8 protein-coding genes and 4 pseudogenes are annotated in these 11,929 nt (G+C 67.4%); 5 read left to right on the top strand and 7 right to left on the bottom strand.

Features of this window, described 5'->3' with window-relative positions; translation table 11 throughout:
- Nucleotides 1–30: 30 nt before the first annotated feature.
- Nucleotides 31–132, top strand: a pseudogene (locus DIE22_RS16960) (IS5/IS1182 family transposase); the annotation flags it as partial.
- 502 nt (nucleotides 133–634) lie between these two features.
- On the opposite strand, the gene DIE22_RS38815 reads toward DIE22_RS16960, so the two are convergent.
- From DIE22_RS38815 to DIE22_RS16925, 6 genes and pseudogenes are all read right to left on the bottom strand, one after another.
- The gene (locus DIE22_RS38815; protein ID WP_409410196.1) at nucleotides 635–781 is read right to left on the bottom strand and encodes a limonene-1,2-epoxide hydrolase family protein; all 147 of its coding nucleotides are present in this window, start codon (nucleotides 779–781) and stop codon (nucleotides 635–637) included.
- 164 nt (nucleotides 782–945) lie between these two features.
- Nucleotides 946–1,041, bottom strand: a pseudogene (locus DIE22_RS39205) (NAD(P)-binding domain-containing protein); the annotation flags it as partial.
- A 41-nt stretch (nucleotides 1,042–1,082) separates the two neighbouring features.
- Nucleotides 1,083–1,889 (bottom strand): oxidoreductase, encoded by an 807-nt coding sequence (locus DIE22_RS16940; protein ID WP_124605592.1) that lies wholly within the window; start codon nucleotides 1,887–1,889, stop codon nucleotides 1,083–1,085.
- A 32-nt stretch (nucleotides 1,890–1,921) separates the two neighbouring features.
- Complete coding sequence (locus tag DIE22_RS16935; RefSeq protein WP_124605591.1) at nucleotides 1,922–5,062, bottom strand: efflux RND transporter permease subunit; 3,141 nt, start codon at nucleotides 5,060–5,062, stop codon at nucleotides 1,922–1,924.
- Nucleotides 5,059–6,177: an efflux RND transporter periplasmic adaptor subunit gene (locus tag DIE22_RS16930; RefSeq protein WP_124605590.1), complete on the bottom strand. Its 1,119-nt coding sequence runs from the start codon at nucleotides 6,175–6,177 to the stop codon at nucleotides 5,059–5,061. Before DIE22_RS16930 ends, DIE22_RS16935 begins: the two co-directional genes overlap by 4 nt.
- Before the next feature lie 82 nt (nucleotides 6,178–6,259).
- Nucleotides 6,260–6,877, bottom strand: a complete 618-nt coding sequence (locus DIE22_RS16925; RefSeq protein WP_124605589.1) for a TetR/AcrR family transcriptional regulator — start codon at nucleotides 6,875–6,877, stop codon at nucleotides 6,260–6,262.
- A 77-nt stretch (nucleotides 6,878–6,954) separates the two neighbouring features.
- Here DIE22_RS16925 and DIE22_RS16920 point away from each other — a divergent pair, with 77 nt between their 5' ends.
- Nucleotides 6,955–8,415: an efflux transporter outer membrane subunit gene (locus tag DIE22_RS16920; protein WP_124605588.1), complete on the top strand. Its 1,461-nt coding sequence runs from the start codon at nucleotides 6,955–6,957 to the stop codon at nucleotides 8,413–8,415.
- Between the two features lie 80 nt (nucleotides 8,416–8,495).
- Nucleotides 8,496–9,113 (top strand): TetR/AcrR family transcriptional regulator, encoded by a 618-nt coding sequence (locus DIE22_RS16915; protein WP_260426697.1) that lies wholly within the window; start codon nucleotides 8,496–8,498, stop codon nucleotides 9,111–9,113.
- A 33-nt stretch (nucleotides 9,114–9,146) separates the two neighbouring features.
- Here DIE22_RS16915 and DIE22_RS16910 read toward each other — a convergent pair.
- Nucleotides 9,147–9,473 (bottom strand): annotated as a pseudogene (locus DIE22_RS16910) (cytochrome c oxidase subunit 3); the annotation flags it as partial.
- A gap of 207 nt (nucleotides 9,474–9,680) precedes the next feature.
- Between DIE22_RS16910 and DIE22_RS38245 the strand changes: the two are divergent.
- Both DIE22_RS38245 and DIE22_RS16900 read left to right on the top strand, forming a co-directional pair.
- Nucleotides 9,681–9,824, top strand: a pseudogene (locus DIE22_RS38245) (short-chain dehydrogenase); the annotation flags it as partial.
- A 95-nt stretch (nucleotides 9,825–9,919) separates the two neighbouring features.
- Nucleotides 9,920–11,698, top strand: coding sequence for a glycoside hydrolase family 15 protein (locus tag DIE22_RS16900; RefSeq protein ID WP_124605587.1), 1,779 nt, complete (start codon nucleotides 9,920–9,922; stop codon nucleotides 11,696–11,698).
- The last annotated feature ends 231 nt before the right edge of the window (nucleotides 11,699–11,929 follow it).

The following is an 11,929-nucleotide window of genomic DNA, read 5'->3' as shown; positions in this document are numbered from 1 at the left end:
CCTGGTCAAATTTCAATCGGCGTTGACACCTATCGCGGCTTGATGAAGAACACGCAGCAGTTGCACACGCTGCTCGCTCTGAGCAATCTGTGGATGACGCGCGAACGACTGATGCGCGAGGCCATTGCATGAGCGCAAAAGCCGCCCGAGCGGGGAGGCAATCGGCGCCTTCTTTATGCCGAACGTCGCGCTGCATTCGAGCCAGGTGTCGCACCGCTTGCACCGCATCGGCTCTATGTTGATGGCTCAGTGCGGCAAAACGAGTTCTGAACACCATCCTTAGGTGTTTTCCTGGAAATGGCATGTGTCTCGTCTGAATGTCACGCGCGAGACCAATGCGCACGCACGACGCAGGCAGCATGTCCTGGCGTCCCCGACCGTGACGCGATGCCATTCCAATCAGGAGGAGACGAAGGATTTCGCTGCTCGCGAAAGCGATTCGAGACAAATGCGATGCGGCAGACGGGATCGTGGACGGGGTGGTGTCCAATCAATCCGCAAGTCGCAGGACTATACGTGCACTTCGCCATGAGCGTGTCGCATCGGGGACGTTAGGTCCTGGCCAATCATGGGTCGAGCCGAGAGGCTCGACCTTGGTCCTGGATATCGATGCGCGAAGTCGTGAATGCGCGATTTAGCGCTTGATCGACGCAAGCTGCCGATCGAAATCGGTGGGATCGAAATAGTCGCGCCACACGGTGATCATGCCGTCTTCGATCGTGAGCGTTCCCATGACGGGCAGCACGATCGTGCCGCCCCTGGTGTGAAAGAAGGTGTCCACGCGTTCGCTCGGCACGACGTTGCCGGACGCCGCGATATTGACGACCTCGAATTCGGCTCTGAAATCCTTGCCGAATCCGAAATCCAGATGGAATTGACGCACGCCGTCGCGTCGACGGCGTGCGCACCGATTTCCTTCGCGAAGGGCTGCACGCCCTTCGGCCCCTTCGAATTCGCGACCCGCACGTCGTGCCCGGCCACCTTCAGCCGGCGCGCAAGCGTCCCGCCGATATTGCCGGTTCCGATGATGCCGATCTCCATGGTGGATACCTCGTTCAAGGATGTTTCGTCGGCCCGCCGCGTCACGCGAGCCGGAATTTTTTCCGCAGGCTCGAATCGACCGGGCCGGCCGGCATGAAGCGCCGCAACTTGCGCAACAGCGACGCCTCGCCGGTCGGCGTCCGTCGCATCCGCCATGCGCCGAGCGCTGCGTCGACGAGGGTGGCGGCCACGCCATCGGGGGCCGGCGCGGTTTTCACGCTGTCGACGACGGCGCGCGACGCAAGCATTCGCTCGCGGTCGTAATCGGCGATCGGCGCGCTTGCCTGCGGCGCATTGACGTCCAGGTTGGTCCGCGTAAACGACGGTTCGACCAGCGTCGCGCGAATGCCGAACTGGCGCAGCTCGTGATCCAGCGATTCGGTCAAACCCTCCACCGCATGTTTGGATGCCGAATAGAGTCCCATATAGGGCGCCGGCAGGAAGCCGAGCACCGAGCTGACATTGACGATCCGTCCGCGCCGTTGTGCCCGCATGTGCGGAAGCACCGCATGGGTCGTACGCAGGATGCTGAATACGTTGGTGTCGAACAACGCCGCGGCTTCCGTCACGGAGGTTTCCTCCACCGCGCCGATCAGGCTCGTGCCCGCATTGTTCACGAGCACGTCGATACGCGCGGCGCGATCGATGATCGTTTGAATACCTGATTGAACGGACGCGTCGTCACGAACGTCCATCTCGATCAGCTCGACGCCGGCGACGGGCGCCGTTCGCGCGATACTGCGCACGGTGCCGAATACGCGGCACCCGCGCCTGGCAAACTGCTCTGCGGCGGCGCGCCCGATGCCCGACGATACGCCGGTCACGACGACAACGGTGGAATTCGACATGGCTGTTTCCTTCGATACGGTGAATGGGGGCGTCAATTGCGCGCGTCCAGCGCAGGCTGAAGTGCAGGCTCGGCACGCGAGGCCGGTTCATGCCGGCCGTGGCGCGAACCGGCGGAATGGCCGGGCCGGATCCTGTACCAGATCGCGTACATCGCCGGCAGGAACACCAGCGTGAGGATCGTCCCGGCGAACGTGCCGCCGATCAGCGTGTACGCGAGCGTTCCCCAGAACACCGAATGCGTGAGCGGAATGAACGCGAGCACGGCCGCCATGGCGGTGAGGATCACCGGGCGCGCCCGCTGCACGGTCGCTTCGACGACCGCGTGGAACGGATCCAGTCCCGCCTGTTCGTTCTGGTGAATCTGGCCGATCAGGATCAGCGTGTTGCGCATCAGGATGCCCGACAGCGCGATGAGGCCGACCAGCGCATTGATGCCGAACGGCTGGCGGAACAGGATCAGCGTCGGCACGACGCCGATCAGCCCGAGCGGGCTCGTCATGAACACCATCACCATCGCGGAGATCGAGCGCACCTGGAAGATGATGATGACGAGCGTGATCGCCAGCATGATCGGGAACAGCGGCAGCATCGCAGTCGTCGCCTTGCCCGATTCCTCGATGGAGCCGGCCTGCTCGATCCGATAGCCGCTCGGCAGCTTGTCGACGATCGGCTGAAGCTGCTTCGTGATGGCGGCCGATACGTCAGGCGGCTGCAAGCCGTCGGCGATGTCGCCGCGCACCGTGATCGTCGGCACGCGATCGCGCCAGCGCATGATCGGCTCCTCCATCTGCACGTCGACCTTGCCGACCTGCGACAGCGGAATGCGCTGCCCGTTCGCGCCGGCCAGCGTGAAGTCGTCGAGCCGCGCCGGGTCGAGCCGCGCATCGCCGCCCGAACGTGCGATCACCTGCACGGTCCGGATATCCTCGCGCACCGCGGTGACGGGCACCCCGGTAAGCAGGAACTGCAGTTGCTGCGCGACCGCGCTGGACGTCAACCCGACTGCCTGCAAGCGGTCCTGTTGCAACGTGAAGTGCAGCGTCGGCGCGCGCGTGCCCCAGTCGGCATTGACCGTGCGCATCATCGGGCTGCCGGTCATCACGCGCTCGACGTCGGCCGCGATGCCGCGCAGCTTGTCCGGATCGGGGCCCGTGACCCGATACGCGACCGGAAACGGCGAATACGGACCGAACACGAGCTGCGTCACGCGCACGCGCGCTTCGGGCGCGAGGCCGTCGGCGATGGCCCGCCGCAGGCGCGCCTTCAACGCGTCGCGCTCGTCCTGGCTGTCGGTGCGCACGACGATCTTCGCGAACGACGGATCGGGCAGCTCCGGCCCCATCGCCAGATAAAAGCGCGGCGCGCCCTGGCCGACGTACGCGGTGACGATCCTCGCTTCCTTCTGCTTCGCGAGCCACGCTTCGACCTTCGACGTCGCGGCGCTGGTTTGCGAGATCGACGTGCCGTACGGCATCTGCACCTCGATCAGCACCTCGGGCCGATCGGAGATGGGGAAAAACTGCTTCTTGACGATCGCCATCCCGAGCATCGCGAGCACGAACAGGCCGACGACCGACCCGGCGACGAGCCATTTGCGGGCGACCACGCGCGTCAGCAGTCGGCGGAAGCGGTTGTAGCGGGGCGTATCGTAGATCGCGTCGTGACCGCCTTCGACCTTCTTGAAGTCGGGCAGCATCTTCACGCCGAGGTACGGCGTGAACACCACCGCCACGACCCATGATGCGATCAGCGCGATCCCGACGATCCAGAACATGTTGCTGGTGTATTCGCCCGCGGTGGAGCGCGCGAAGCCGTTCGGCATGAAGCCGACCGCGGTCACCAGCGTGCCGGCCAGCATCGGCGCGGCCGTATGGCTCCACGCATAGGCTGACGCGGCCACGCGGTCGTAGCCTTCCTCCATCTTCACGACCATCATCTCGATCGCGATGATCGCGTCGTCGACCAGCAGGCCGAGCGCGAGGATCAGCGAGCCGAGCGTGATGCGGTCGAAGTTCTTGCCGGTCGCGGCCATCACGACGAATACCACCGCGAGCGTCAGCGGCACGGCCGCGGCGACGACGAGGCCGACGCGCCAGCCCATGCTGACGAAGCTCACCAGCATCACGACGAGCAGCGCGGCGAAGAACTTGACCATGAATTCGTCGACGGCCGAGCTGATGTTCACGGACTGGTCGGTCACCTTGGTCAGGCTCATGCCGAGCGGCAGCCCGGTATTGATCGCGCCGACTTCGTGGTCCAGCGCGCGGCCGAGGTCGAGCCCGTTCCAGCCGTCGCGCATCACGATGCCGAGCAGCAGCGCGGGTTCGCCGTTGTTGCGGATCATGAACGTCGACGGGTCTTCGTAACCGCGCTCGACGGTGGCGATGTCCGACAGCTTCAGCGTGCGGCCCTGCGCGACGATCGGCGTGTCGCGAATCTTCTGCAGCTTGTCGAACGCGCCGTCCACGCGAATGAAGATCTCCGGCCCGCGCGTCTCCACGGAGCCGGCCGGTGTCAGCGCGTTCTGTCCGTTGAGCGCCGCGAACACGTCCTGCGGGCTCACGCCGAGCGTCGCGAGCCGGTCGTGCGACAACTGCACGTAAATGCGCTCCGCCTGCTCGCCGATGATGTCGACCTTCTTCACGCCCGGCACGTGCAGCAGCCGTTGGCGCAGCATCTCCGCATCGCGCACCAGCAGACGCTGCGGTTCGCCCTTGGCCTTCAGCGCGAACAGCGCGAACGTGACGTCCGCGTATTCGTCGTTGACCATCGGACCGATCACGCCGGCCGGAAGATCGTTCGCCACGTCGCCGATCTTCTTGCGCGCCTGATAGAACTGCTCCTGCACCTCGGACGGCGGCGTGCTGTCGAGTAACGTCAGCGTCGTGAACGCCAGGCCGGGGCGCGTATAGGTTTCGGTCCGGTCGTACCAGCGCAGTTCCTGCATGCGTTTTTCGATCTTTTCGGCAACCTGGTCGTGCATTTCCTGCGCGGTGGCGCCTGGCCATGCGGTGACGATGGTCATCACCTTGACGGTGAACGCGGGGTCCTCCGCGCGGCCCAGCTTGAAGAACGACACGAGCCCGGCGAGCGAAATCAGGCAGATCAGGAACAGCGTGATCGCGCGCTCGCGCACCGCGAGCGCCGACAGGTTGAATCGGCGCTCGCTCACGGCCGTGCTCCTTCGCTTGCGACCGCGACGGCCGGCGGGGACACGCGGACCGGTTCGCCTTCGCGCAGCAATTGGGCGCCGAGCGCGACGACCTGGTCGCCTTGCTTCAGGGCGCCGGATACGCGGGCGCTGTCGTCGTCCAGATGCTCGAGCCTGACCGGCCGCCACGCCACCCTGGCCGGATTGCCGGCGACGACCCAGACGCCGGGCCCTTTGCCTGCGTCCAGCAGCGCGCCGATCGGCACCTGCAGGCCGGTTGGCGGCGCCGCGCGCGCGTCGTCCGCGATCCGGATCGTGACGGTTGCGCCCAGCGGTGCGCCGGCCGATGCACCTTGCAGCACATAGCGTGCCTCGAACGTACGCGTTCTGGCATCCGCGGTATCGGAGAGCTGGCGCAGCGTCGCGGGAACGCCCGCGTCCTGCTTGCCGAACAGCTCGGCCTGCGCAATCGACCCGAGCGCCGGGCGCACGGTTTCGGGCAGCTGGATCACGGCCTCCCGGCTGCCGGCGTGCGCGAGCCGCACCACCGGCTGGCCCGCGCTGACGACCTGGCCGGGTTCCGCGAGCGTTTCCATCACGACGCCGTCGCCGTCCGCGACGAGTTCCGCATAGCCGGTCGCATTGCGCGCGACGCCGGCGTCGGCCTCGGCGGCGCTCAACTGCGCTTGCGCGGCATCGGCCGCCGCCTTGATCTGGTCATAGGCCGATGCCGAAATCGCGCCGGTGCCGCGCAGGTCGCGGTAGCGGGCTTCGTCCTCGGCGGTCTGCCGCGCGCGTGCCCGTGCGGCGGCCACGGCTTCGTCGCGTGCGCGGGCCGCGAGCTTCAGGTCGACGGGATCGATCCGCATCAGCGGCTGGCCGCGCCGGACGGTTTGTCCGGCGTCGACGAGCCGCTCCAGCACCTTGCCGGACACCCGGAACCCGAGGTCGCTCTGCACGCGTGCGGCGACGGTTCCGGTGAACGAGCGGGACGCGGGAACGGCCGCCTGCACGATGGCGGTCCGCACGAGCGGCGCCTCCGTGCGCGGATCGGAAGGCGCTTTTCCGCTGCAGGCGGCTAGCGCGAGGGGCAGTGCGGAAGCGACTGCGAGGAGAGCGAGGCGACGCCGGACCATGAAAGACCCACTGACGAAGTGATCGGGGCTTTCATTGTGTATCTAGTGACTAAGATAGTCAATGGTCACAAGCGACGTCGATTCAGGGGGCGAGACTGCGCAGGACGAGGCTCGACAGTTGCGTGGGCGCCGCGTCGGTCGTGTCGAGGTTGTACTGCAGCAGCAGCGGATTCAGATAGGGGCGCATCACCAGGTAGATCGCCGTCACGGTTTCGTCCAGCGGCGTCTTGCGCTCGAACTCGCCGCTTTGCCGGCCTTGCTGCAGCACGTCCTGCAGCAGCTTCTGCACGCGTGCTTCATAGGCCTGCACCGCCTGCCAGTTGCCGGTGGCGGCCGACGCGGCGATGTCGTACAGCTTGCGGTCGCGGAAGAACAGCCGCAGGCTCGCTTCGGTAAAGACCTTGAACATCCGCCGCAGCTTTTCGGTCGGCAGCTCGGCTTCCGCGACGGCGGCGCGCACGTCGGTTTCGATCTCGTGCAGGCAGTTCGCGCAGATCATCTCGCCGATCGCCTGCTTCGACTCAAAGAACTTGTAGATATAGGCCTTCGAGAAACCGATGGCCTTCGCGAGGTCGGACACGGTCGTCTTTTCATAGCCGTACCGGCTGAAGTGCTCGGTCGCGGCCGCCACGATCTGGTCCCGCACGTCGTGGTCGGCCGGGCCGCGCGCGGGGGCCGGGGAAGGGAGGTTTTTTTTCATGGGCTGCGGGTGACGGGAATGGACAACGAGTGACTATTTGGTATTATAGTCACCATCTGGTCCTTGCTAAAACCGTCATGCTACCCAAACCCATCGTTGCCGCGGTGCTTGCCGCGATCCTGTCGGCGGGATGCGCCGTCGGTCCCGACTACGTGCGGCCGGACGTGGCCATGCCGCAACGGTTCCAGGGCCAGAGCGCCGTGGATCAGCGCCGCGCGGCGGCCGAAGCCGAGCTCGCGACGTGGTGGACGGGCTTCGGCGATCCGCAACTGACACGGTTCGTCACGCTCGCGCTCGCGCAGAACCTCGATCTCGCGCAGGCCGCCGCACGCGTCACGCAAGCGCGTGCAGGGCTCGGTGCGGCAAATGCAGCGCTGCTGCCCTCGGGCAATGTGAGCGGGCAGGCAGCACGGGTCTACCAGTCGGTCGAAACGCCGTTGGGACGCGTGCTGAATTCGACGCCCGGTTTCGACCGCCACGGCAACGACTATGAGGGCGACTTCAACGCGAGCTGGGAACTGGACGTATTCGGAGGATTGCGGCGCGGCCGCGAAGCGGCACTCGCCGATTATCAGGCATCTGAAGCGGCGGCAGTCGCGACGCGGCTTGCCGTCGCCGCGCAAACCGCGGACACGTACATCACGATCCGCGGGCTGCAGGGCCGCCTGAAGGTCGCGCGGCATCAGGTGCAGACCGAGCAGGACCTGTTGTCGACCATCAATCTGCTGTATGGAAAGGGGCTCGCGGCGGAGCTTCAGGTCAGGCAGGCCGAAGGCGCGCTCGCCCAGGTTCGCGCAACGGTGCCGGTGCTCGAGGCGGCGCTGGACGCGGCGATGAATGCGCTCGACGTGATGCTCGGTTCGCAACCCGGCACGCATCGCGCGGAATTGCTCGACGGCGGCGACCTTCCGGTTGCTCCGCGGATCGCGGCGACGGGCACGCCAGGCGAACTGCTCAGGCGGCGGCCCGACCTGATCGTCGCCGAGCGGCGCCTTGCGGCGTCGAACGCGCGCATCGGCGTGGCCATTGCCGAGTATTACCCGAAGTTCTCGCTGAGCGGATTGATCGGCAGCGCGACGACGATGGGCGCGGGCAACCTGTTTGCCGGCGGCGCGAACCAGGCTGCCGGCGTACTCGGCCTGCGCTGGCGCCTGTTCGACTTCGGCCGGATCAATGCGCAGATCGCGCAGGCCAAGGGACGGGATGCCGAAATGCTCGCCGCGTATCGGCTCGCGGCGCTGCACGCGACCGAGGACGTCGAAAACGCGTTCTCGGCGCTCGTCAAGCGCGACGAGCAGGCTGCCGTTCTCACCGGCGGCGTGGATTCGCTTGGCCGCGCGAGGGCCGCGTCGTTTGCGGCGTACCAGAAAGGCGTCGTCAGCCTGATCGAAGTGTTGCAGGCCGACGAAAGCCTGCTGCGCGCGTCGGACGAGCGCGTGCAGGCGCAAACCGAATCCGCGCGCGCGGCGGTCGCCGCGTTCAAGGCCCTCGGGGGCGGATGGCAGGCGCCGGAAGCCGAAGCCGTTGCGAGCCGGTAGCGGGATCTTCGGAATGTGGCTGGCTCGGCCGGACATGCGCCAATGACTGTCATTGCCAGCCTGAACGGGTGCGTTGCGGTATGCCGCCCACACGAATGACGCGCGCGCAAAGCCGCGCACGGACGCGGCAGCGCCTGCTCGATGCGGCGGCGTCGAGCATCGCGAGAAAAGGATTGGCCGCGACCAGCGTCGAGGATATCGTCGCGCACGCGGGCTACACGCGCGGTGCGTTTTATTCGAATTTCAGCAGCAAGTGCGAGCTCTTTGTCGAATGGCTTCGAATCGATCACCAGCGGATACTGCAGAGCCTTCGTGCGCTTCTGGACGTCGAGACGGTGGTCGCCGACCTGTCCGTGCAGCTCGCCATCGTCCGCGTGCGATGCCATCGCGACCGCGACAGCGACATCCTCTGGGCCGAAGCACGGCTGCACGCGATGCGCGATACGCCGTTCCGGCAGCACCTGGACGCACTATGCGCCGAACGGCGCGCGCTGACGGCACGCCTCATCGAGCGGTGGTGCGAACGCGCGAACACGAACTCGCCCATGCGTTGCGCCGACTACGCACGCGCGGTCATCGCGCTCGTCGACGGCCTGTGCGCGTTGAACATGACGATGCCCGATGCGTTGCCGGACCCGATGGCCGAAGCGATGTCGGGCCACTTCTTCACGGGCCTGTCGTTCCGCCGTCCGGCATGATGGACCCAATGGTGCGACCCGCACGTCGGCGTGCCACACGATGTCGACGAAGTGCCAGTAGAGTCCGCCGACCGTCAGCGCGACGCGCCGCTCGAGGCAGAAGAAGCCGGCGGCCGTCCAGCCGGCGAGCAGCGCGAGGATGGCGAGGCCGGCCACCACGTGCGCGAAGTGGAAGCCGGTGATCGTGAGGTACAGACTGCCGTACAGGTGCGCGGTCGGGCCGTACGGATGGTCGCGCCACTCGTGCAGCTGAACGAGCGCGAACGCGACGCCGAGCACCAGCGCGACGGCGAGCGCGGCCACCGCGCGCTCGGCGAACCACACGAACACGCTGCTCGACAGCAGCACGACGGATTCGACGGGATGACCACCGCCGTTCGCGGCGGAGCAATTTCCGTGCGTGCGCGGCGCGGGCGTTGCGTACGCAACGTCCGGCGTGTTACAGCCTGCTTGTAAATTTGGCGACCGTTCACGGTGCGCGCCCGGATCGGATGGTCGGCCCGGCCTGCGGCACGCCGCTTGCTACGCCGATTGATGGCCAGCATGAAAAAACGGGAGGGATCAACCGTGAAGACCGTCGCGATCACCGGCGTCGGCCGCGCGACCGCTCACGCGTTCGCGCGACACGGCGCGAACGTCGCACTGATTGCACGCGATCCGCGGGCGCTGCACGACACCGCATGCGAAGCGCGCCGCACCGGTGCCGAAGCCGGGCTCGGCGCATCGCGCGCGATGGCGTGCGGCGCGGTGTTCGCCATGCGCGTGGCTGCTTTTGCCGCCGCGCGCAAGCCCGATCGGTGAGCGCGATGCGGATCGAGGACTACGCGCTGATCGGCGACGGCCGCAGTGCCGCGCTCGTCGCGCTCGACGGCAGCATCGACTGGCTGTGCTGGCCGGACTTCGATTCGCCGCCATGCTTCGCCGCACTCGTCGGCACGCCCGGCAACGGCCGCTTCCGCATCGCGCCGCGCGAGCCGGGCGCCCGAGCGACGCGCCGTTACCTGCCTGCCACCGCGGTGCTCGAAACGACGTTCGAGACGTCATCGGGTTGCGCCGTCATGATCGACTGGATGAGCTGGGCGGCGCCCGACCCGTGCCTGATCCGCAGCGTGCGCGGCGAGCGCGGCACGGTCGAGTTCGACGTCGATCTCGGCGTGCGTTTCGACTACGGCAACGCGCTGCCGTGGTGCCGCCGTTTCGGCCGGCGCTGGCGGATGCTGACGGGCGGCGACGCGATGTGGCTCGATGCCGACACGCGCCTCGACGTGCGGGACGACCGGCTCGTCGGCACGCAGCGCATCGCGGCGGGCGAGCAAGCGGACTTCTGCATCAGCTACGCGCGCTCGTACGACCGGCCGCCGTGCGTGCCGGATGCCTACGCGTCGCTGCGCGACACGCAGGCGTTCTGGCACGTCTGGTCGAAGTGCAACGCGGCGCAGGGCCCGTATCGCGACGCGATCGAGCGTGCGCTGATCACGGTGAAGCTGCTGTCGAGCGTGCGCACCGGCGGCATCGTCGCGGCGCCGACCAGCTCGCTGCCCGAGCACTTCGGCGGCGCGCGCAACTGGGATTACCGGTTCTGCTGGCTGCGCGACGCGAGCTTCACGCTGCGCGCGCTGGTGCGCTGCGGCTACCGCGAGGAGGCCGCGCGCTGGCGCGACTGGCTGGTGCGCGCGATCGCCGATCATCCGGCGCAATTGCAGGTGCTGTACGCCGCCGACGGCGGCCGGCGCGCGGACGAATGGGAAGCCGCTCACCTGGCCGGCTACGAAGGCGCGCAGCCGGTGCGCTTCGGCAACGCGGCGGCCGAACAGCTGCAGCTCGACGTGTACGGCGAGGTGCTGGCGGCGCTGTATCAGGCCCGCCGGCACGGGCTGCCGCCCGACGACGACGCCTGGATGCTGGAACGGCGGCTGCTCGAGCATCTCGCGACGATCTGGCGCGAGCCGGACGAAGGGATCTGGGAAGTGCGCAGCGGCCGGCACCAGTTCACGTCGTCGAAGGTGATGGTGTGGGCGGCCGTCGAAAGCGCGTGCCGTTCCGCGCGCGCGTTCGGCCATCATGCGCCGCTCGACGAATGGCGGCGCTGGGCCGCTACCGTGCATGCGGACGTGCTCTCGCGCGGCTATCACGAGAAACTCGGCCGCTTCGTCGACCGCTACGACGGCGACGGGCTCGACGTGAGCCTGCTGCTGATTCCGCTGACGGGGATGCTCGATGCGGCTGACCCGCGCGTCGCCGCGACGGTGGCGGCCATCGAGCGCGAGCTGGTCGAGGACGGCTTGCCGTTCCGTTATCACCCGCCGCGTTTCCGCGATGGTTGCGAGGGCAACGAAGGTGCGTTCGTCGCGGCCGGGTTCTGGCTCGCGCAGGTGTACCGGATGCAGGGGCGCGACGACGATGCGCATGCGCTGTTCAAGCGGCTGCTGGGTCTGCGCAACGATGTCGGGCTGCTGGCCGAGGAATACGACGTGAAGGCGCGACGCATGTGCGGGAATTTCCCGTTCACGCTCGCACAGGTCGGGTTGGTCAACGCCGCGCTGGCGCTGCAGGGCGACGAACGCGAGGACGTCGATATCGGCTGACGCACTGCGCCGCAACGCACCGGCCGGTGGCGGGCCGCCGTCGGGTTTCGTTGCGGCGGGCCGGGTCCGGGCGGATGGCGCAGGTATGACCGAAGATCGGCACGGCGTTTCGGCTTCCCGGACCTCGACGGAACTGCTAAATTGCAACTAACGGTCATTCGCGCTACCGCCCGCAACACGGATGCGCGCGTGCCGCGGTGATGCGAATCCCCTCGATGCTCATGGATGAAC

Origin of the sequence: Burkholderia sp. Bp9142 (assembly GCF_003853415.1) — a bacterium.
In the GTDB taxonomy this organism is placed as follows: domain Bacteria; phylum Pseudomonadota; class Gammaproteobacteria; order Burkholderiales; family Burkholderiaceae; genus Burkholderia.
Note: the sequence above shows the minus strand (reverse complement) of the source record. Positions and strands in the feature narration are given on the sequence as shown.

Bases quoted from the DNA above. Each gene is read 5' to 3' on its own strand.
- DIE22_RS16915 (WP_260426697.1), top strand. From the start codon at position 8,496: ATGCCGCCCACACGAATGACGCGCGCGCAAAGCCGCGCACGGACGCGG.
- DIE22_RS16925 (WP_124605589.1), bottom strand. From the start codon at position 6,877: ATGAAAAAAAACCTCCCTTCCCCGGCCCCCGCGCGCGGCCCGGCCGAC.
- DIE22_RS16920 (WP_124605588.1), top strand. From the start codon at position 6,955: ATGCTACCCAAACCCATCGTTGCCGCGGTGCTTGCCGCGATCCTGTCG.
- DIE22_RS16940 (WP_124605592.1), bottom strand. From the start codon at position 1,889: ATGTCGAATTCCACCGTTGTCGTCGTGACCGGCGTATCGTCGGGCATC.
- DIE22_RS16900 (WP_124605587.1), top strand. From the start codon at position 9,920: ATGCGGATCGAGGACTACGCGCTGATCGGCGACGGCCGCAGTGCCGCG.
- DIE22_RS16930 (WP_124605590.1), bottom strand. From the start codon at position 6,177: ATGGTCCGGCGTCGCCTCGCTCTCCTCGCAGTCGCTTCCGCACTGCCC.